We start from the raw sequence: 18,324 nt of genomic DNA, 5'->3' as shown, positions 1-18,324 counted from the left end.
TGCGCTCCATCGACCGGTACCTGCTGCTGAACGCGCGGTTCGGGAGCGGCTGCGCTTCCGGGTGGAGATCGCGCCGGAGGTGCTTCCCGTGGCGGTGCCGTTCCTGGCGCTGCAGCCGCTGGTCGAGAACGCCGTCCGGCACGGGATGGCCGACGCCCGCGAGACGTTCCACATCTCGATCACCGCGTGCGACTCCGGCCCCGAGGCCGCGATCAGCGTCGAGGACGACGGCGTCGGCATGGACCCCGAGCGGCTGCAGGAGATCCTCGCCGCGCCCGTGGGCGGCCCCGGCCCGACCGGCTGGGGCAGCGTGTCGTCCGGACGGGACGGGCGCGGCGGGACCGGCATCGGGCTGGCGAACGTCGACGCGCGGATGCGGCAGGTCTACGGCGAGGAGTACGGGCTGACCGTCCGGACGGCCCTCGGCGCCGGGACCAGGGTCGATCTGCGGGTCCCGAAGTACCGGCCGGGGGTCTTCCCGAACTGAAAATCTCACGCCGGAACGCCACTCACTTTTCGGAATCGATTGCGGACGGTCGGTAATCGCGGCAAAGTCGCCCTCATGCTTCGCGTTCTGGCCGTCGACGATGAACGCCCCGCCTTGGAGGAGCTGACCCATCTGCTCCGGCGGGACCCGCGGATCGAGCGGGTCACCGGCGCGGGCGACGCCTCGTCGGCGCTGCGCGACCTGAGCCGGATGCTGGTCGAGGGCGAGCGCCTCGACGCGGTGTTCCTCGACATCCGCATGCCGGGCCTCGACGGGCTGGACTTCACCCGCCTGCTCACCGGTTTCGCCGCGCCGCCGCACGTGGTGTTCGTGACCGCGCACGACGACTGCGCCGTCGCCGCCTACGACCTCGGCGCGCTGGACTACCTGCTCAAGCCCATCCGGCCCGAGCGGCTCGCGGAGGCGATCCGGCGCGTCACGGTGGCGGCCGCCCGGCCGCCCGGCGCGGAGGAGCGCGCCGACCCCGAGGACGAGATGATCCCGGTGGAACTCGGCGGGCGGACCCGGCTGGTGTCGCGGCGCTCCGTCACCCACGTGGAGGCGCAGGGCGACTACGTGCGGCTGCACACCCCCGACGGGGGATACCTGGTCCGCATGCCGCTGTCGGCGCTCACGAAGCGCTGGGAGGCGGCCGGGTTCATCCGGATCCACCGCAGCACGCTCGTCGCGTCCGCGCACATCACCGAGCTGCGCTTCGACGGGGGCCGCGCCGCCGTCCAGATCGGCGACGAGCTGCTCCCGGTGAGCCGCCGCCACACCCGCGAGGTGCGCGATCTGCTCGTCCGCCGGTTCCACCACGACCAGCGCGACTGCGACGGGGACGCGCGCGGCTGACACGCCCGGACGCGCGCCGCCCGTTCGTCCCGCGAAACCGACCGCTCGCCGCGTGACTACGCTACGCACATCTATGACTACGTACCGTTCGCCGCGGGTCGCGTTTTCCGGGCCCCGATCTGCGGCATCACAGGCTTAGTGTTCTCAGTGGCACCACACGCGACACCCGCCTCCGGAGGGGCGGGCGGCCCGGAGGGCGAACGTCCACCGGCCGCGGAACCTCCCACAACAGCACACCCGGAGATCCGGCGCACGCCAGTCGACGCCGGATCGTGAGTCGCCGGGTCCCGTACCGGGGGGGTGGGACCCGACGGCCTGTGGCTCGGGTGCCGATGGACAGTCGGGGGGTTGTCCATCGGCACCCGAGCTCTTTTTCGTGCTCGGGTGCCGTGCCGGCCGGGCAGGGCGCGCCGGGTGGGCCTCCGGGCCGCCGGGTCAGGTGTCGCGGAGGCGCTTCAGGGCGGCGATGTCGCGGCCGTGGGGGCCGGGGTCGCGGCCCGGGGTCTCGATGATGAACGGCACACCGGCGACCGCCGGGTGGCCGAACAGGGCCGCGAAGGGGTCCTCGCCGATCTGCCCCGCGCCGATGTTCTCGTGCCGGTCCTTGGCGGAGCCGCACGCGTCCTTGGAATCGTTGGCGTGGACGAGGTCGAGCCGTCCCGCGCCGACCGTCTCGACGAGCGCGTCGATCGTCGCCTTGGCGCCGCCCGGAGCGGCCAGGTCGTGCCCGGCGGCGAACGCGTGGCAGGTGTCGAAGCACACGCCGAGCTTCGGGTGGTGCTCCAGCTTCTCGAAGAACGGCCCGAGGTCCTGGACCTTGGCGCACAGCATCTTCCCCTGGCCCGCCATGGGTTCGAGGAGGAGGCGCGGGCCGTCGTCCGGGATCTCCTCCAGCAGCGGGAGGACGTGCTCGTGGACCTGGTCCATGGCGGCGTCGTAGGACTGGCTGACGGCCGAGCCGGTGTGGACGACGACGCCGCGCGCGCCGATGACGTGCCCGCGCTCCAGCGAGTGCCGGACCGTCGCGATCGACTTGGCGAGGGTCTCCTCGTTCGGGGAGCCGAAGTTCACCAGGTACGGGGCGTGCACGTAGACGGGCACGTCGTCGCGGTCGCGGAGCTTGGCGTCCTCGGCGGGCTTGCCGGCCGGGAGCGCCCATCCGCGCGGGTTGGCGACGAACACCTGGATCGCCTCGGCGCCGATCTCGGCGGCGTACTTCAGGCCGCCGGTGGCGAGCCCGCCGGCGACCGGGACGTGGGCCCCGACGGGGCTCTGCTGGAAGGTCATGGTCCCTCCAGCCTATCCGCCGCTCAGGGCCCCCGGACGATCGTGACGGTGCCGCCGCGGGCCACGGTGTCGCCCGCGCCGGGCGTCTGGAACCGGACGGTGTTCCCGCCCCAGCCGGTCACGTTCACCTCGAACCCGGAGTCCTTGAGGATCTTGGTGGCCTCGTCCACGCCGCGGTTCGTCACGTTCGGCACCGGGAGCTTCTCGGTGCCGCCGTCGTCGTCGCAGCCCCACTGGATCGGGCCCGCGTCGATGAAGCAGTCGCGCTCGTTGACGACGAGGGTGACGTCGTCGCCGCGCGACACGCCGGTTCCCTCGGCCGGGTCCTGGCTGAGGACGCTGCCGGGGTCCTTGCCTTCGACCCGCTTCTTCTGGACGGTCACGTTCAGGCCCATCGAGCGGAGCTCGTTCGCGGCGGTGTCGCCGTTGGCGCCGACGAGCCCCGGCATCGACATGCCGCTGCTGAGCACGACGGCGACCGGCTCGTCGGGGGACAGGTCCTTCCCGGCGGCGGGGTCGGTGCCGATGACGCGGTCCTTCGCGACGGTCTGCGACCCGCGGGTGCTCGTCTCGCCGACCTTGAAACCCTTGTCGGCGAGGATCTTCTTCGCCTCGTCGAGGGTCTTGCCCGCGACGTCCGGGACGTCGCGGGGGGTGAGCCCCTTCGACGGCGTCAGCGTGACGGTCTCGCCCTGCGCGACGCGCGCCCCGGCGCCCGGGTCGGACTTGGCGATCAGGCCCTTGCGGACCCGGTCGTGGTAGACGGGTTCGGCGACGCGGACGGAGATCCCGGCGTCGGCGAGCGCGCCGCGGGCGTCCGCCAGCTCCATCCCGACGATGTCGGACGGGACGTGCTCGTACTGGCCGGACGTCTGGTACCAGACGGCCCACCCGAGGATCACCGCGGCGATCGCGCCGATGGCGACGAGCGCCCACCGGCCCGTGAGCGCCCCGACGAAGCGGTCGCCGCGGGAGCGCGGCGGGGGGCCGGCCGGGTCCTCGCCCGGATCGAGGACGGCGGTGTGCCCGCGCACGTCCTCCGGGAAGCGCAGGACGTGCGACGGCGGGTCCTGCGGGAGCATCGCCGTGCGCCCGTCGCCGGCGGGGTCGCCGTCGACCCGCGTGGCGTCGGGCGGGGCGGGCGCCTCCAGGACGGCCGTGGCGGTGCGGGACGTCTCCTCGACGCGGGCATCGATGTCGGGCGGCAGCCCGCCGTGGACCTCGGCGGCTTCGGCGAGGAACTGGTTCGCGTCCGCCGGACGGCGCGCGGGGTCGCGGCTCGTCGCGTCCGTGACGAGGTCGTCGACGCGCCGCGGCAGCCCCGGGACCAGCTCGGACGGCGGCGGAACGGTCTCGTTGACGTGCTTGTAGGCGACGGCGAGCGGCGTGTCGCCCTCGTGCGGCAGCCGCCCGGTGAGCAGCTCGAACAGCAGCACCCCGGCGGCGTAGACGTCCGAGCGGACGTCGGCGCTGCCGGACGTCACCTGCTCGGGCGCCAGGTAGCCGACGGTGCCGATGATCAGCCCGGTCTTGGTCATCCGGCTCGCCGACTCGGCCCGCGCCAGGCCGAAGTCGGTCACCTTGACCTGGCCGTCCTCGGTGATGAGGACGTTCTCCGGCTTGACGTCGCGGTGGACGAGCCCGGCGCGGTGCGCGGCGCCGAGGGCGGCCAGCACGGGCTGCATGGTCTCCAGCGCGGCGCGCGGCCCGAACCGGCCGCGGGCGGTGAGCGCCTCGCGCAGCGTCCGGCCCGCGACGTACTCCATCACCAGGTAGCCGCGCTCACCGTCGGTCCCCTGGTCGTACACGGCGACGACGTTGGGGTGCGACAGGGCGGCGGCGGCCTTGGCCTCGCCGATGAAACGGTCGACGAAGTCCTCGTCGGAGGCGAGGCGGCGTGCATCACCTTGACCGCGACGACGCGGTCGAGCCTGCTGTCGCGCGCGAGGTAGACCGTGGCCATGCCGCCGCGCGCGATGCGCGACTCAATGCGGTAGCGCCCGTCGAGCAGCTGCCCGACGAGTGGATCTGCGACCGACGTGTCCATCGAAGCGAGTGTACGGCGGGACGGCCGCTGAACTCATCAGCCGCGAGGATGAGCCCGGGTGAGTGCGGAGGGTGACGCGTCGGGTGCGGCGGGCGGGACGTCCGTTGCGGCAGGGGCTGCGGTGACCTGGGCGTTCTCCCGTCCGCGCCGCCGATTTCCGCGCGGTGTGCTGCGCGACACGGCCACGCCCGCCAGGCACAGCACGCCGCCGAGCAGGGTGACCGCCCCGGGGACCTCGTCGAGGAACGCCCACGACATCAGCACGACGATCGCGGGGACGGCGTAGGTCGTCGCGCCCATCTTCCCGGCGGACGTGCGCGCCAGCGCGTAACCCCAGGTGGTGAAGGCGAGCGCGGTCGGGAAGACGCCGAGGTAGATCATGTTGAGGGTCGCGCCCGCCGGGGCGTCGGCGGCCTGCGAGGCGAGCTGCCCGGCGAACGGCAGCGTCGCGACGGCGCCGATGGCGCACGCGAACGTGGTGAACTGCAGCGCCGACGCGTGCCGCAGCGCGGGCTTCTGGCTGACGACCCCGCCCGCGTAGGTGACGGCCGCGACGACGCACAGCAGGACGCCGAGCAGCGGCGACCCCTTCCCGCCGGACATCGACAGCCCGACGACGGCGGCGCCGGCGAACGCCACGGCCAGGCCCGCGAGGAGCCGGGAGGAGAAGCCTTCCTTCAGCAGCCAGCCGCCGAGGAGCGCGATCAGGATGGGCCCGATGTTGACGACGAGGGCCGCGGTTCCGGCGTCCACGAGCTGCTCGCCCCAGTTCAGGGCCACCATGTAGATGCCGAACCAGAGGACGCCCGCGGCGGCGATGCCGGGCCACGCGCCGCGCGGCGGCAGGCCCTCGCGGCGGACGAGCCAGATCGCGCCGAGCACGATCGTCCCGGAGAGCAGCCGCCCGAGCGCGAGCGCGCCCGGGTCGTACGCCTCGCCCGCGCTGCGGATGGAGACGAACGCCGAGGCCCATAGGACGACCGTCACGGTGGCGGCCGCGACCGCCCGCTTGTCGACGCCCTTCGCGGTCTCGGGGGGAGAGCTGTCCTGTGCCATGAGCCGACCTTAGGTTGGGATCGTTTCGCTGAACCCCGAAGTTCGGCGCGCGGTTGCGCCGCCGGAAACCGATGGGCCGCCCCCAGTCTGGGAGCGGCCCATTGTTCAGGTCCAGCGAATAATGCTTGAGGTACGGTTAAGGAACGCTACATCGAGGCGAGGCCCTCGAAGGGCGACGACGCCTGGGCGTAGCGGCGCTTGGGGATCCGCCCGGCGCGCCGGGCCAGCCGCCCGCCCTCGACGGCGTGCCGCATCGCGGCGGCCATCGTCGCGGGGGACTGCGCGCGGGTCACGGCCGTGGCCAGCAGCACCGCGTCGCAGCCCAGCTCCATGGCCAGCGCGGCGTCGCTGGCGGTGCCGAGCCCGGCGTCCAGGACGACCGGGACGCCCGCCCGCTCGACGATCAGCTCGATGTTGTGCGGGTTGCGGATGCCGAGTCCCGAGCCGATCGGGGAGCCGAGCGGCATCACCGCGACGCACCCCGCCTGCTCCAGCCGCCGCGCCAGGACGGGGTCGTCGTTGGTGTACGGCAGCACGGCGAACCCGTCGTCGACGAGCTGTTCCGCGGCCTCGACCAGCTCGATCGGGTCGGGCAGCAGCGTGTGCTCGTCCGCGATCACCTCCAGCTTGACCCAGTTCGTCCCGAGGGCCTCGCGGGCGAGCTTGGCGGTCAGCACCGCCTCGCCCGCGGTGAAGCAGCCCGCGGTGTTGGGCAGCACGCGGATGCCGCACTCCTTGAGCACGTCCAGCACCGAGCCGCGCGCCGCCGGGTCGACCCGCCGCATCGCGACCGTGGTCAGCTCCGTCCCGGACGCGGTCAGCGCCTCCCGCAGCACCTGCATGCTGGGCGCGCCGCCCGTCCCCATGATCAGCCGGGAGCCGAACTCCTCGCCCGCGATCACCAGCGCGTCGTCCCGGGCCGCCCCGGTCGTCGTGTCGGTCATGATCATCAGCCCCCCTGCACGGCGGTCAGCACTTCCAGGCGGTCGCCGTCGCGCAGCGGCGTCGCCTCCCAGGACGCCCGGCGGACGACCTCGTCGTTCAGCGCGGCCGCCACACCGGACGGCGCCGCGCTCACGGCCGCGACCGCGGCCGCCACGCTCGTGCCGTCCGGCAGCTCGCGCGGCTCGCCGTTGACGATGACCTTCATCGGTTCACCTCGGAAATCCGTTCGGGGGAGAATCGGTCGGGGGAGAACGGGCGGGCGACCTCGGGCACCGGGCCGTCGAGCAGCAGCGCCGACAGGACGTCCGCCGAGACGGGCGCGAGCAGGACGCCGTGCCGGAAATGCCCGGTGCCGAGGACGAGCCCGGGCAGCGCCGAGTGCCCCAGCACCGGGGCGTTGTCCGGGGAGCCGGGCCGCAGCCCCGCCGTGACCTCGGCGAACTCCAGCTCGGTGACGCCGGGGAACAGCTCGCGGGCGTCCCGCAGCAGCTCCCACAGGCCGCCCGCCGTCACGCGCCGGTCGAACCCGAGCTCCTCCTGTGTGGCGCCGAGGACGATCTCGCCGTCGTCCGCACGCGGCACCAGGTACACCGGGGAGCCCTTCACCAGCCCGCGCGTGCAGCGCCGCAGGAACGGGACGCGGGTGCGCAGCCGGATCACCTGGCCCTTGACGGGACGCACGGACGGAACGGTCCCGGCGGGCAGGCCCTCCAGGTCGTCCGACCAGGGGCCCGCGGCCAGCAGCACGCGGTCGGCCCGCACGACCGTCCCGTCCTCCAGCCGGACGCCCGCCGCCGCGTCGCGCTCGACGACCACGCCCTTCGCGGGGCGCCGCACGAGCCGCACGCCGGACTTCCCGCACGCGGCCAGCAGCGCGGCGGCGAGCGCGGCGTGTCGACCGAGCCGTCGCGCGGCGCGAGCAGGCCGCCGCGGACGCCCGGCGCAGCATCGGCTCCCGTTTGCGGCACTCCCGCCCGGTCAGCGCCTCGACGGGCAGGCCGAGGTCCGCCTGGAAGCGGCGCAGGTCGTCCAGGACGGCCAGGTCGTCGGCGTCGAACGCGACCTGGAGCAGGCCGTCGTCGCGGTAGCCGGTGCGGGCGCCGGTCAGCTCCTCCAGTTCCGCGACGAACGCGTCGTAGCGGTCGCGGGAGTCGAGGTTGAGCCGCAGCAGCGGCTCCTCGCCGTAGGCGAGCTCGCTGACAGGGGTGATCATGCCCGCCGCGACGGACGTCGCGCCGCTCGCGGGCTCCGGATCGACGAGGGTCACCGTGACGTCCGATCCGCCGCGTTGCGCGGTCCGCCAGGCGGCCGCCAGGCCGATGATCCCGGCCCCGATGACGACGATCTCCATGTGCGCTCCCTTCGCCGGCATGATCCGGATCAGGTCGTGGCGGTCGGCGGCCCGTTCAGCCGCCCTCTCAGCCCGGTCGCACCGGACTCCCGCGTCTGTGGTGTTTTGGGTGCTCTTTCCCCACTTTACGACTGCTGTGACGTACACGACCGTCTGGACACGTGTCCAGGCCGGTGGGGCGCCCACTAGGGTGAGCGCCATGGAGAGGGTCGTTGTCGTGGGTGGCGGGCTGGCGGGCGTGCGCGCCGTCGAAGCCCTGCGCAAGAAGGGGTACGAGGGCGCGCTCACCCTCGTCTCGGCCGAGCGGCACCGGCCGTACGACCGGCCGCCGCTGTCGAAGGCCGTCCTCGCGGGCGACTCCGACGACACCACCGTCGACGCCGACTGGGACGCCCTGCGCTGCGACCTGCTCCTCGGCGAGCGCGCCACCGCGCTGCGCCCGGACGGGCCCGGCCGCGGCGGCGTCGTCGCCACCACGGCCGGCGACCTGCCGTTCGACGGCCTGGTCATCGCCACCGGCGCGACCCCGATCACGCTGCCCGGGGACGGCCGCCAGCACGTCGTCCGCACCATCGAGGACGCCCGCGAGCTGCGCGGCCTGCTGACCGAGGGCGCCCGCGTCGCGATCGTCGGGGCGGGCTGGATCGGCGCCGAGGTCGCCACCACCGCCGCGAAGAAGGGCTGCGCGGTCACCGTCGTCGAGGCCGCCGACACGCCCCTGGCGAACGCCCTCGGCCCCGAGGCGGGCGCGCTGACCGCCCCCTGGTACGCCGAGGCGGGCGTCGAGCTGCGCACCGGCGTGAAGGTCGCCGAGGTCGACGACCGCGGCCTCGTCCTCGCCGCCGACGGCGCGGCCGGACGCATCGACGCCGACGCGGTCGTCGTCGGCGTCGGCGTCGTCTCGGCCTCGGCTGGCTCGCCGGGTCCGGCCTGCTGCTGGAGCGCGGCGTCGTCACCGACGCCGGCTTCCGCACCTGCCACGAGGGCGCCGAGCCCGGCACGCCCGGCGAGCCGCGCCCCGACATCGTCGCCGTCGGGGACTGCGCCGCCTGGTGGTCGGAGCGGTACGGGCGGCGGCTGCTGGTCGAGCACTGGGACACCGCCCTCAACGCCCCCGAGATCGCCGCCGCGACCCTCCTCGGCGAGGAGGCCCGGTACGACGCGGCCCCGTACTTCTGGTCCGAGCAGTTCGGCCGGATGGTCCAGTACGCCGGGAACCACGCGGCGTCCGAGCGGATGATCCGGCGCGGCGACCCGGACGGGCGCAAATGGGCCCTCGCGTGGCTCACCGGCGACCGCCTCGACGCGATCCTCACCGTCGACCGCCCCCGCGACCTCGTCCAGGCGCGGCGCGCGATCGCGGCCGGGGCGTCGGTCGACCCGGACGCGCTCGCCGATCCGGACGTGCCGGTCCGGCAGACGGTCCGCGGATAGGGCCGTTCGCGTGTAGCGGAGTCTTCACGCGAAACAGGTGGTCGTCAAGGTGGTTTGGCGGTTCCGAAGGCGTGGTAGCAAAGGGGGCGTGACGCAGATGCACGCAACCGTTGAAAGCGCACTCGACCCCCGGACCGACGCCCTCGCCGGAGACTGGCTCTCCCTCCCGGAGACCGCCGAGCGGCTCGGCATCAAGCCCAACCGCATGAAGCAGCTCATCAGCGAGCGCAAGCTGCTGGCGGTCCGCCGGAACGGCGAGCCGATGGTCCCCGCCGCCTTCATCAAGGACGGTCAGGTGATCAAGGGACTGTCCGGCACGCTCACCGTGCTCTCCGACGCCGGTTACAGCGACGTCGAGACCGTCCGCTGGCTGTTCACCGCCGACGACACGCTGCCCGGGACACCGGTCGACGCGCTCACCGAGAACCGGGGGACCGAGGTGCGCCGCCGCGCCCAGGCGATGGCATTCTGACCGGTGACGTCCCGACCGATGGCGTTCTGACGGTTCCACCCGACCCGACCACGTGAAATCGGGGGCCACGCCGCGCGTGGCCCCCGCACCCTTGCCCGAAAGCCCGAGAGGAAGTCCGTCCCACCGTGTCCAGGCACCTGCCCTCCGACCGCGCCGTCGCCCTGCGCGCCCGGCTCGACCGCGCCCGTCTCTACCTCTGCACGGACGCGCGGGAGGAGCGGGGCGACCTGCCCGCGTTCCTGGACGCCGTCCTCGCGAACGGCGTGGACATCGTCCAGCTCCGGCAGAAGGGCCTGGAGGCGCGGCAGGAGATGGCGCACCTGGAGGTGTTCCGGGCCGCGTGCGAGCGGCACGGCGCGCTGCTGGCGGTCAACGACCGCGCGGACGTCGCGCACGCCGTCCGCGCCGACGTGCTGCACCTCGGCCAGGACGACCTCCCGGTCCCGGCCGCCCGCGAGATCGTCGGCGGGGACGTGCTGATCGGCCGGTCCACGCACTCGCCGGAGCAGGCGGCGGCCGCCGCGGTCGAGCCCGGCGCCGACTACTTCTGCACGGGCCCGACCTGGCCCACGCCGACCAAACCCGGACGTCCCGCGCCCGGCCTCGGCCTGCTCGACTACACGGCCGGAGAGAAGTTCTCCCGGCCCTGGTTCGCGATCGGCGGCATCGACCTCGGCAACCTCGACCGGGTGCTGGACGCGGGCGCCCGCCGCGTCGTCGTGGTGCGGGCGATCACCGAGGCGGACGACCCGGGCGCGGCCGCCGCGGAGTTCGCGCGCCGCCTCGCCACGGTGTGACCGGCCCGTGTGACCGATTCGTGTGACCCGCTCGTGTGACCGCCCGCACGGTTCGTCCGCGCGCGCCGTGCCGCACAATGGGGATCATGAGCGTGGGACCCGACGACGACCGGCCGGTCGACCTCGACGACGACTTCGCCGTCCTGCCCGACCAGACGTCCGACGACACCGACACCGGCTGGGGCGAGTGGCGCGGCGGCGGTGACGACGACGCCCGCCTGCTGGCGGAGCGGCCGCCGCACTGGTGAGCCGTCCGGCCCCTAGAGGACGCCGATGACGAAGCCCGCCGTCATCACGACGGCGAGCGCGACCATCATGCGCCAGCGGTAGCGCGGGATGCGCGTCGGCCGCGGCCGGGGCGCCGGGCCCGCGCACTCGCGCAGCGCCCGGACGAGCTGCCGTGCGGACGGCCTGGCCTGCGGGTTCTTGTCGAGGCAGCGGGCCGCGAGATCGCGCAGCGGGCCGTCCAGAGCGCCGAGCTCCGGCGGCCGGGACGTCACCCGGCGCATCACCGCGGCGTTCGGCCCGGTCCCGAACGGGGGCCGCCCGGTGGCGGCGAACACCATCGCCGCGCCCCACGCGAACACGTCCGCGGACGGCCCGACCGGCTCGTCCTCGATCTGCTCCGGGGCCATGTAGGCGGGCGTGCCGAGCGGCCCGGTGGTCAGCGGCGTCGCGTCCGCCATCCGCGCGATGCCGAAGTCGATGACCTTGGCGCCGTCCGGGCCGAGCAGCACGTTGCCCGGCTTGAAGTCGCGGTGCACGATCCCCTCGCGGTGGATCGCGGCGAGCGCGGCGGCCGTGCCGAGCGCGACCCGGTGCAGCCGCCGCTCCGGGAGCGGCCCGTCCCCGGCCACGATCTCCTGCAGCGACGGGCCGTCCACGTACTCGCTGACGATGTAGGGGCGGTCGCCGGTCACGTCGGCGTCCAGCACCTGCGCCGTGTGCCGCCCGGCGACCCGCCGCGCCGCGTCCGCCTCCTTGACGAACCGGTCGCGGGCGCGCCGCCCGGCCGCCATGCCGCCCTTCAGCAGCTTGACCGCGCAGAGCCCGCCGTCGTGGTCCTCGGCGAGGTAGACGACGCCCTGGCCGCCCTCCCCGAGCCGGCCCAGCAGGGGCCGGCCGCCGATGTCGTCCGGGTCGCCGGGGCCCAGCTCGGACGCGAGGCGTCGTCGCAGGTCGCGGGGGCGGGACGCGGACGGCCGGGTGGCAGGGGACACGGGGTGGCTCCGGCTGGGGGAGGATGTGAAGGGTCCTTATTTGTACCGTGTGACCGTCCTGTCCTGCAGCGGAACGGGGATCTTCTTTACCCGCACGACCCGAACGATCCCTGCTGAGCGATGTCCCGCGACGAGCCGCCGACCATGACCTTGTAGCAGCCGTCCGCGACCTTCCACTACTTCGCCTCCACGTTCCAGTAGGACAGATCGCGCGCGCTCAACGGGAACGTGACGGTCTTGCTCTGCCCCGGCTCCAGCGTGACCTTGGTGAAGCCCTTGAGCTGCTTGGGCGGCTGCGGGACGTCCACACCGGGCGAAGGCAGGCCGAGGTACATCTGCGGGACGGCCACGCCCGTGCGGCCACCGGTGTTCTTGACCGTCACGCTCACCTGCTTCGAGGAGACCTTCAAGCCGCCATAGCCGAACGTCGTGTACGACAGGCCGTGCCCGAACGGGTACTTGGGCGCGATGCCGTTCTTGTCGTAGTGCCGGTAGCCGACCATGACGCCCTCCGAGAACGTCGCGGTCTTGTTCACCCCCGGGTACTGCGCGGGGTTCCCGGCCGTGGGCGCGTGCGCCTCCTCGGCGGGGAACGTGACCGGCAGGCGCCCGCCCGGGTCGACGTCCCCGTACAGGACGCGGGCCAGCGCGCCCCCGGCCTCCTGCCCCGGGTACCAGGTCTCGACGACCGCCGCGACGTCGTCCGCCCACGGGGTGAGGACGGGCCCGCCCGTCTGCAGCACCACGATCGTGTTCTCGTTCGCCGCCGCGACCGCGGAGATCAGCCCGTCCTGGTCGCCGCGCAGCGGCTCCCCGCACTCCAGCGTCAGGCACGACTTGTCGAAGAACTCGCCCTGGCTGTCGGTCGCGAACACGATCGCGACGTCGGCGTCGCGGGCCGCGTCCGCCGCGGCGCCCCGGTCGTCGCCGTCCCGGTACGTGACCGCGGCGCCCGCCCCGGCGCGCGCGGTCAGCCCCTCCTGCGCGCTGACCGTCTCGAACGGGACGACCTTCGCCGACCCGAACCCGGACTGGCTCTCCCGCGCCGCCCGCCCGATCAGCGCGATCTTCTTCGGTGCCGCGAGGGGGAGGACGCCGTCGTTCTTCAGCAGCGTGACGCCGTCCTCGGCGATCGCGCGGGCGGCGTTCTCGCTCGCCGTCCGGTCGATGCGGGCGAGGTCGTTCGGGTACGCCGGGCGGTCGAAGACGCCGAACTCGAACATCGTCCGCAGGACGTTGCGGGTGTGCCCGTCGATGGCGGCCTGGCTGACCTTGCCCTGGCCGCGCGCCGTCTTCAGCATGAACGCGTTGTAACGCATCCCGATCGGCAGTTCCATGTCCAAGCCGCCGTTGGCGGCCTCGACGGTGTCGTGCACGGCGGTGTGGTCGGACAGGACCATCCCGTCGAAGCCCCACTCCGACCGCAGGACGCCGTTCAGGGCCTCCCCGTCGTGGCACGCCCAGCGGCCGTTCAGCTTCCCGAACCCGCACATGACGGTCGCCGCGCCGCCCTCCTTCACGGCGGCCTCGAACGGCGGCAGGTAGATCTCGCGGAGCGTGCGCGGGTCGACCGCCATGTTCAGTTCGAGGCGGTCCTTCTCCTGGGTGTAGACCGCCATGTGCTTCACCGAGGCCATCACGCCCTGCCCCTGCGCGCCCTTGATCCAGGACGCGCCGAGCCCGGCCGACAGGTACGGGTCCTCGCCGAACCCCTCGAACGTCCGGCCGTTGAGGGGCGTGCGCAGCACGTCCACGGTCGGGCCGAAGACCAGGTCGTTGCCGCGGTGCCTGGCCTCCCACGCGACCGTCTTGCCGTACAGCCGCGCGCGTCCCGGTCGAACGTCGCGGCCAGCGCGATCGGCGCGGGCAGCGCCGTCGCCTGCCCCTGCCGCACGCCGGCCGGGCCGTCGGCCATGTACAGCGGCGGGACGCCGAGCCGCTCGATGCCGTTGTTGGTGTCGGCGTGCGCCCAGTCGAAGAACCCGCCGAGCGGGCCGCCGAACGGGTCGTCGGACGACAGCAGCGCGATTTTCTCGTCGTCGGTGAGCTTCGCGAGCAGCAGCCCGGCCCGCCGGTCCGCGCTCAGCGAGGTGTCGCACCAGGGCCGCTCGGCCGGGTCGCCGCAGCGTCCCGTCGCGGCCCGCGCCCCGTCCGGGTGCCCGGGGACGACCGCGAGCGCCAGCGCGCACGCGAGCGCGCCCACCGCGGGCAGCAGCCGTCCGGTCCGGATCGTCATGATTCCTCGCCCTCGCCCTCGGTCTGGACGCGCAGCGCGTTCAGCGCGAACGCGACCATGTGGTAGTGGCCGACGAGCATCACCAGCTCGATCAGCTCGCGCTCGCCGAACCGGGTGGACAGCTCCGTCCACGTGGCGTCCGTCACCGCGGAGCGCTCGTTCAGCTCGTCCGCGGCGGCCAGCACCATCCGGTCGTCGTCGCTCCACGGATGGTCGTCGAGGTCGCGGCGCAGCGCGTCGATCTCGTCCGCGGTGAGCCCGGCGTCCAGCGCCAGCCCGCGATGGTGGGCCTGCTCGTACTCGCAGGAGCGGTGGTGCGCCGCCCGCAGAATGGCCAGCTCCCGGTCCCGGCCGGACAGCAGGCCGCCCATCAGCAGGGCGGAGCCGAGGCCGATCCAGGACTGGAACAGCGACGGATGGCGGGCCAGCGTCGTGAAGACGTTCAGCGGACCGGTGGTGTCGGTGACGGCCTTGAGCACGTCGTCCCACTGCTCCTGCGGCAGCGGGGCGATGCGCGGGACGCGGTCCCCGGGGGTGTCGGCGCACATGGCGACATTTCTGCCACCAAATGGTGGGACAGTGCTAGAGAGATCACGGCGATTGGCCGGATCGTGCCAATCTACGGAACGCCCGCGTGTCCGGACGCCCGCTCAGGTAAGGCAGCTCAGGTACGGCCGCTCACGTGCGGCCGCTCACGTGCGGCGGGACGTGGCGGCGACCGCCAGCCCGGCGAGCGCCTCCCGCGCCTCCTCGGTGATCGGCGCCGCCCGCAGGGCCCGCTCCGCCTCGTCGAGGTACCGCTCGATCATCTCCTCGCAGGCCGCGAGCCCGCCGGTCTCCTCGATGATCGAGCGCAGCTCGTCCACCCCGGGCCGGTCCAGCTCCGGGTCGCCGAGCCGCCGTTCGAGCGCCGCCGCCTGCGCCGCGTCCGCCCGCTCCAGCGTCAGCGCGACCAGCACCGTGCGCTTGCCCTCCCGCAGGTCGTCGCCCGCCGGCTTGCCCGTCTCGGCCGGGTCGCCGAACACGCCCAGGACGTCGTCGCGGAGCTGGAACGCGATGCCGAGCGGCAGTCCGTAGCCGGTCAGCGCGGCGGGCACGTCCGGACGGCCCCCGGCCAGCGCCGCGCCGAGGTGCAGCGGCCGCTCGATCGTGTACTTCGCGCTCTTGTACTCGACCACCCGCAGCGCCGTGGCGACCGTGGCCGCGCCGCGCGTCCCCTCCAGCATGTCGAGGTACTGGCCGCACATGACCTCGGTGCGCATCAGGTCGTACACCGTCCGGCCGCGCCGCCTGCGCTCGCCGTCCAGCCCGCACGTCTCGAACATCTCCGCCGACCACGCCAGGCACAGGTCGCCGAGCAGGATCGCGGTGCCCGCACCGAACGCCGCGGCGTCGCCCGGCCAGCCCTGCGCGCCGTGCAGCGCCTCGAACCGGCGGTGCACCGACGGCTGCCCGCGCCGCGTGTCGCTGGAGTCCATGACGTCGTCGTGGATCAGCGCGCTCGCCTGCAGCAGCTCCAGGGACGCCGCCGCGCCCACGATGCCCGCGTCGGCCCCGCCGCCCGCGGCGCGCCAGCCCCAGTAGCAGAACGCCGGCCGCAGCCGCTTGCCGCCGCCCAGCAGGGCGTCCAGCGCCCCCAGCAGCGGCGACAGGTCGTCGCTGATGGCCAGCAGGCCCGGGCGCTGCCGATCGACGAAGGCGAGCAGCGCCTCGTCGACCTCCTTGCGGATGCGGCTCGTCGACATGTCGTGATCGTATCCATTCGGAGGCATTCAACCGCCCGTGAGTAGCGCGAGATGTCCGACGATCCTAGGAAATCTCAGGTTTTAGGGGATAAGTGGGTGTAAGTTCACACGTCTTCCCTGGCCCGGGCCGGAACCGGCCCGGCCCCCGGCCCATGCCCGGCACCTTCTGTACGCTGGTGGGATGCGACCCGTACGCCCCGAGCGGCCCCCCACAGTCCGCGAACTGCTCGCCACCGGTGGAAGGTCCTTCTCCTTCGAGTTCCTCCCGCCCAAGACCGAGAAGGGCACACGGAACCTCTGGCGTACCATCCGCGAACTCGAACCCCTGCAGCCCACGTTCGTCTCAGTCACCTACGGCGCGGGCGGCGGCACCCGCGACACCACCGTCGACATCGTCGAGCACATCGCCACCGACACCACCCTCACCCCCGTCGCCCACTTCTGCGCGGTGAACCACTCCCAGGCCGAACTCCGCCACCTCATCGGACGGCTCGCCGCCGCGGGCGTCCGCAACATGCTCGCCCTGCGCGGCGACCCGCCCGGCGACCCGATGGGCGAGTGGATCAAGCACCCCGACGGCGTCGAGTACGCCGCCGACCTCGTCCGGCTCATCCGCGCCACCGGCGACTTCAGCGTCGGCGTCGCCGCGTTCCCCTACAAGCACCCGCGCTCGCCCGACATCGAGAGCGACACCCGGTACTTCGTCGAGAAGTGCCGCGCGGGCGCCGACTACGCCATCACCCAGATGTTCTTCCGCGCCGAGGACTACTTCCGGCTGCGCGACCGCGTCGCCGCCGCGGGCTGCGACATCCCGATCATCCCCGGGATCATGCCGGTCACCCAGATCAGCACCATCGAACGGTCCGAGCAGCTGTCCGGCGCGCCGTTCCCGCCCGAGGTCAAGGCCCGGTTCGACGCCGTCGCCGACGACCCCGAGGCCGTCCGCCGCCTCGGCATCGAGCACGCCGCCGAACTGTCCCGCGAACTGCTCGACCAGGGCGCGCCCGGCGTCCACTTCATCACGTTCAACAAGTCGACGGCGACGCGCGAGGTCTACGGCCTGCTGGAGGCCGACGGCTACTGCGACCGCACCCCATTGGCCGGCGGGGCGGCGAGCGGGAGCGTCCCGCCCATGACCGCGTAGCGGGGACCCCCGCCCGGGAACTCGAAGTCGGTCAGCAGATCCACCATGCCGACCGACCGGTAGAGCCGGCGGGCGGGGGTGTCCGGCCGCCGCTCCAGCGTCGACAGCACCACCGTCCGCTCGGGCCTGCCCTCGCACAGCGACGTCAGCAGGCCCCGGCCCAGCCCCCGCCCCTGCGCGTCCGGACGGACGTGCAGCTCGGCGACCTCGAACGCGTCCTCCAGCCACGTCGCCGCGTGCTCCGGGCCGCCCCGCGCCGCCAGCGCATCGAGGACGACGTCGTGCCACCACTGGCCGCGCGCGCCGTGGAACCCGTACGCGAACCCGTGCAGCGGCCCCGGCAGGCGCGCGAGCGCGCCCCGGCGCTCCGCGACGAACGCCCGGAACCCCGGATACGTCGTGTGCCGCTCCATGATGGTGCGCCGTCCCGGCAGCTGCTCCGGCGGCGGATCCATCGCCGCGCCGTAGACGTTCAGCATCGGATCAAGCCTGCGCAGGAAGGCGCGTTCGTCGATCTCGCGCAGCTTCGCGTCCCTCACCCGCCCGAGCCTAGACCCGGGGGAGGGTACGGGGGGTGGCGGACAGCCGATCGTAGATGTCCCACAGGATCCGGTCGGCCGCCTTCCGCAGCCGTCCCCGCTCCGCGTCCAGCCGCGAACCCCACTCCCGCGCCTCCGGGCCGAGCCACGCGTCCGTCCCGCCCAGCGTCTTCACGGGCGCGTCGAGGGCCTGCCGCAGCCGGTCGATCCCGCCGTAGGCGTCCGCGTACGCCCGGTAGAGCTGCGCGTACGCCGGGTTGGGCCGCTCCGTCGGCGCCAGCGCGGACGCGCCGCGCCCTCGATCGGCGGCGGCAGGCTCCCCGGCGGCGGCGCGCTCACTCGTCCGCTCCGCCCGGTTGCGAAGCCGTCGTCAGATCCAGCTTCCCGACGGCCTCCCGTGTACGCGCGCTCCAGTCGGCGCCCGTCAGGATCTCGACGGCCACCGGACGCACCCCCGCGCGCTCCGCCTCGGCCAGGAACGCCCGCAGCCACGCGACGTCCATACGGACCTCGTTGCTCGCCATGCCCAGCGCCGCGCGGATCACCCGCAGCCGCGCCTCGTCGCCCTGCGCCCCGGCCAGCAGCCGCGCGCGCCCGCCGGGCCAGCCGCTCGTACAGCCGCGCGGTGTAGTCGGGATCGTCGGCGTCGGCCTTCAGCCGCGTCCAGACCGCGGCCGGGACGGCCTCGTCGTCCTCGAACGCCGCCCGC

Annotated in this window: 21 protein-coding genes, 1 pseudogene and 1 riboswitch; of the genes and pseudogenes, 9 read left to right on the top strand and 13 right to left on the bottom strand. The window is 73.9% G+C overall.

The window, feature by feature from the left end; genetic code table 11:
* Together BJF79_RS10930 and BJF79_RS10925 are read left to right on the top strand one after the other, a co-directional pair.
* Positions 1 to 487: sensor histidine kinase (locus BJF79_RS10930; RefSeq protein WP_262401841.1), on the top strand; the 487-nt coding region annotated here is incomplete at its 5' end.
* A 75-nt stretch (positions 488 to 562) separates the two neighbouring features.
* The gene (locus tag BJF79_RS10925) at positions 563 to 1,342 is read left to right on the top strand and encodes a LytR/AlgR family response regulator transcription factor (protein ID WP_075896777.1); all 780 of its coding nucleotides are present in this window, start codon (positions 563 to 565) and stop codon (positions 1,340 to 1,342) included.
* A 435-nt stretch (positions 1,343 to 1,777) separates the two neighbouring features.
* Here BJF79_RS10925 and BJF79_RS10920 read toward each other — a convergent pair whose 3' ends face one another.
* The 6 genes and pseudogenes from BJF79_RS10920 to thiO form a co-directional block, all read right to left on the bottom strand.
* The gene (locus BJF79_RS10920; protein WP_075896775.1) at positions 1,778 to 2,629 is read right to left on the bottom strand and encodes a deoxyribonuclease IV; all 852 of its coding nucleotides are present in this window, start codon (positions 2,627 to 2,629) and stop codon (positions 1,778 to 1,780) included.
* A gap of 23 nt (positions 2,630 to 2,652) precedes the next feature.
* On the bottom strand, positions 2,653 to 4,488 hold the full coding sequence (gene pknB, locus BJF79_RS10915; RefSeq protein ID WP_262401842.1) for a Stk1 family PASTA domain-containing Ser/Thr kinase: 1,836 nt from the start codon (positions 4,486 to 4,488) through the stop codon (positions 2,653 to 2,655).
* A 224-nt stretch (positions 4,489 to 4,712) separates the two neighbouring features.
* Positions 4,713 to 5,732: a DMT family transporter gene (locus tag BJF79_RS10910; RefSeq protein ID WP_075896773.1), complete on the bottom strand. Its 1,020-nt coding sequence runs from the start codon at positions 5,730 to 5,732 to the stop codon at positions 4,713 to 4,715.
* 146 nt (positions 5,733 to 5,878) lie between these two features.
* A complete protein-coding gene (locus BJF79_RS10905; protein WP_316043323.1) occupies positions 5,879 to 6,682 on the bottom strand; it encodes a thiazole synthase in 804 nt (267 codons plus the stop codon).
* Complete coding sequence (thiS, locus tag BJF79_RS10900) at positions 6,682 to 6,882, bottom strand: sulfur carrier protein ThiS (protein ID WP_075896771.1); 201 nt, start codon at positions 6,880 to 6,882, stop codon at positions 6,682 to 6,684. The genes BJF79_RS10905 and thiS overlap by 1 nt, the downstream gene beginning before the upstream one ends.
* Positions 6,879 to 8,028: pseudogene (gene thiO / locus BJF79_RS10895) on the bottom strand (glycine oxidase ThiO). Before thiO ends, thiS begins: the two are co-directional and overlap by 4 nt.
* Positions 8,018 to 8,131, bottom strand: a riboswitch (TPP riboswitch). It overlaps the preceding pseudogene by 11 nt.
* 96 nt (positions 8,132 to 8,227) lie before the next feature.
* Here thiO and BJF79_RS10890 point away from each other — a divergent pair.
* The 5 genes from BJF79_RS10890 to BJF79_RS57175 all read left to right on the top strand — a co-directional run bounded on the left by BJF79_RS10890 (position 8,228) and on the right by BJF79_RS57175 (position 10,979).
* Positions 8,228 to 9,268, top strand: coding sequence for an FAD/NAD(P)-binding oxidoreductase (locus BJF79_RS10890; RefSeq protein WP_316043322.1), 1,041 nt, complete (start codon positions 8,228 to 8,230; stop codon positions 9,266 to 9,268).
* Positions 9,226 to 9,462 carry an oxidoreductase C-terminal domain-containing protein gene (locus tag BJF79_RS65445; protein ID WP_316043321.1) on the top strand — a complete coding sequence of 79 codons (237 nt, stop codon included), beginning with the start codon at positions 9,226 to 9,228 and terminating at the stop codon, positions 9,460 to 9,462. Before BJF79_RS10890 ends, BJF79_RS65445 begins: the two co-directional genes overlap by 43 nt.
* Positions 9,463 to 9,559: 97 nt before the next feature.
* Complete coding sequence (locus BJF79_RS10885; RefSeq protein WP_075896783.1) at positions 9,560 to 9,934, top strand: Rv2175c family DNA-binding protein; 375 nt, start codon at positions 9,560 to 9,562, stop codon at positions 9,932 to 9,934.
* A gap of 125 nt (positions 9,935 to 10,059) precedes the next feature.
* Positions 10,060 to 10,731 carry a thiamine phosphate synthase gene (gene thiE, locus BJF79_RS10880; RefSeq protein ID WP_083733332.1) on the top strand — a complete coding sequence of 224 codons (672 nt, stop codon included), beginning with the start codon at positions 10,060 to 10,062 and terminating at the stop codon, positions 10,729 to 10,731.
* A gap of 86 nt (positions 10,732 to 10,817) precedes the next feature.
* On the top strand, positions 10,818 to 10,979 hold the full coding sequence (locus BJF79_RS57175; RefSeq protein WP_187356984.1) for a hypothetical protein: 162 nt from the start codon (positions 10,818 to 10,820) through the stop codon (positions 10,977 to 10,979).
* 12 nt (positions 10,980 to 10,991) lie between these two features.
* Here the strand turns inward: BJF79_RS57175 and BJF79_RS10875 are convergent, their stop codons facing one another.
* The 4 genes from BJF79_RS10875 to BJF79_RS10860 form a co-directional block, all read right to left on the bottom strand.
* On the bottom strand, positions 10,992 to 11,951 hold the full coding sequence (locus BJF79_RS10875; protein WP_075896769.1) for a serine/threonine-protein kinase: 960 nt from the start codon (positions 11,949 to 11,951) through the stop codon (positions 10,992 to 10,994).
* Between the two features lie 176 nt (positions 11,952 to 12,127).
* The gene (locus BJF79_RS10870; RefSeq protein WP_075896767.1) at positions 12,128 to 14,050 is read right to left on the bottom strand and encodes a glycoside hydrolase family 3 C-terminal domain-containing protein; all 1,923 of its coding nucleotides are present in this window, start codon (positions 14,048 to 14,050) and stop codon (positions 12,128 to 12,130) included.
* Positions 14,051 to 14,183: 133 nt separating this feature from the next.
* Entirely contained in the window at positions 14,184 to 14,735 is a 552-nt protein-coding gene (locus BJF79_RS10865; RefSeq protein WP_075896765.1) for a carboxymuconolactone decarboxylase family protein, read from the bottom strand.
* A gap of 144 nt (positions 14,736 to 14,879) precedes the next feature.
* A complete protein-coding gene (locus tag BJF79_RS10860) occupies positions 14,880 to 15,932 on the bottom strand; it encodes a polyprenyl synthetase family protein (RefSeq protein ID WP_075896763.1) in 1,053 nt (350 codons plus the stop codon).
* A 181-nt stretch (positions 15,933 to 16,113) separates the two neighbouring features.
* Here BJF79_RS10860 and metF point away from each other — a divergent pair, with 181 nt between their 5' ends.
* Positions 16,114 to 17,076 carry a methylenetetrahydrofolate reductase [NAD(P)H] gene (gene metF / locus BJF79_RS10855; RefSeq protein ID WP_075896761.1) on the top strand — a complete coding sequence of 321 codons (963 nt, stop codon included), beginning with the start codon at positions 16,114 to 16,116 and terminating at the stop codon, positions 17,074 to 17,076.
* On the opposite strand, the gene BJF79_RS10850 is transcribed toward metF, so the two are convergent.
* From BJF79_RS10850 to BJF79_RS10840, 3 genes are all read right to left on the bottom strand, one after another.
* The gene (locus tag BJF79_RS10850) at positions 17,010 to 17,615 is read right to left on the bottom strand and encodes a GNAT family N-acetyltransferase (RefSeq protein ID WP_075896759.1); all 606 of its coding nucleotides are present in this window, start codon (positions 17,613 to 17,615) and stop codon (positions 17,010 to 17,012) included. The genes metF and BJF79_RS10850 overlap by 67 nt on opposite strands.
* Positions 17,616 to 17,625: 10 nt before the next feature.
* Positions 17,626 to 17,790 (bottom strand): hypothetical protein, encoded by a 165-nt coding sequence (locus BJF79_RS59335; RefSeq protein ID WP_262401840.1) that lies wholly within the window; start codon positions 17,788 to 17,790, stop codon positions 17,626 to 17,628.
* Between the two features lie 160 nt (positions 17,791 to 17,950).
* On the bottom strand, positions 17,951 to 18,139 hold the full coding sequence (locus tag BJF79_RS10840; RefSeq protein ID WP_262401839.1) for a hypothetical protein: 189 nt from the start codon (positions 18,137 to 18,139) through the stop codon (positions 17,951 to 17,953).
* Here BJF79_RS10840 and BJF79_RS59330 point away from each other — a divergent pair.
* On the top strand, positions 18,138 to 18,324 hold a 187-nt coding region (locus tag BJF79_RS59330; protein ID WP_262401838.1), incomplete at its 3' end, for a hypothetical protein. The two genes, BJF79_RS10840 and BJF79_RS59330, sit on opposite strands and share 2 nt — an antisense overlap.

Origin of the sequence: Actinomadura sp. CNU-125 (genome assembly GCF_001942465.1) — a bacterium.
In the GTDB taxonomy this organism is placed as follows: domain Bacteria; phylum Actinomycetota; class Actinomycetes; order Streptosporangiales; family Streptosporangiaceae; genus Spirillospora.
The sequence above is the reverse complement of the archived record's forward strand: the minus strand, read 5'-3'. Positions and strand labels throughout refer to the sequence as shown.

Bases quoted from the DNA above. Each gene is read 5' to 3' on its own strand.
- BJF79_RS10925 (WP_075896777.1), top strand. From the start codon at position 563: ATGCTTCGCGTTCTGGCCGTCGACGATGAACGCCCCGCCTTGGAGGAG.
- BJF79_RS10920 (WP_075896775.1), bottom strand. From the start codon at position 2,629: ATGACCTTCCAGCAGAGCCCCGTCGGGGCCCACGTCCCGGTCGCCGGC.
- BJF79_RS10910 (WP_075896773.1), bottom strand. From the start codon at position 5,732: ATGGCACAGGACAGCTCTCCCCCCGAGACCGCGAAGGGCGTCGACAAG.
- BJF79_RS10905 (WP_316043323.1), bottom strand. From the start codon at position 6,682: ATGATCATGACCGACACGACGACCGGGGCGGCCCGGGACGACGCGCTG.
- thiS (WP_075896771.1), bottom strand. From the start codon at position 6,882: ATGAAGGTCATCGTCAACGGCGAGCCGCGCGAGCTGCCGGACGGCACG.
- BJF79_RS10890 (WP_316043322.1), top strand. From the start codon at position 8,228: ATGGAGAGGGTCGTTGTCGTGGGTGGCGGGCTGGCGGGCGTGCGCGCC.
- BJF79_RS65445 (WP_316043321.1), top strand. From the start codon at position 9,226: ATGGTCCAGTACGCCGGGAACCACGCGGCGTCCGAGCGGATGATCCGG.
- BJF79_RS10885 (WP_075896783.1), top strand. From the start codon at position 9,560: ATGCACGCAACCGTTGAAAGCGCACTCGACCCCCGGACCGACGCCCTC.
- BJF79_RS57175 (WP_187356984.1), top strand. From the start codon at position 10,818: ATGAGCGTGGGACCCGACGACGACCGGCCGGTCGACCTCGACGACGAC.
- BJF79_RS10865 (WP_075896765.1), bottom strand. From the start codon at position 14,735: ATGTGCGCCGACACCCCCGGGGACCGCGTCCCGCGCATCGCCCCGCTG.
- BJF79_RS10860 (WP_075896763.1), bottom strand. From the start codon at position 15,932: ATGTCGACGAGCCGCATCCGCAAGGAGGTCGACGAGGCGCTGCTCGCC.
- metF (WP_075896761.1), top strand. From the start codon at position 16,114: ATGCGACCCGTACGCCCCGAGCGGCCCCCCACAGTCCGCGAACTGCTC.
- BJF79_RS10840 (WP_262401839.1), bottom strand. From the start codon at position 18,139: ATGGCGAGCAACGAGGTCCGTATGGACGTCGCGTGGCTGCGGGCGTTC.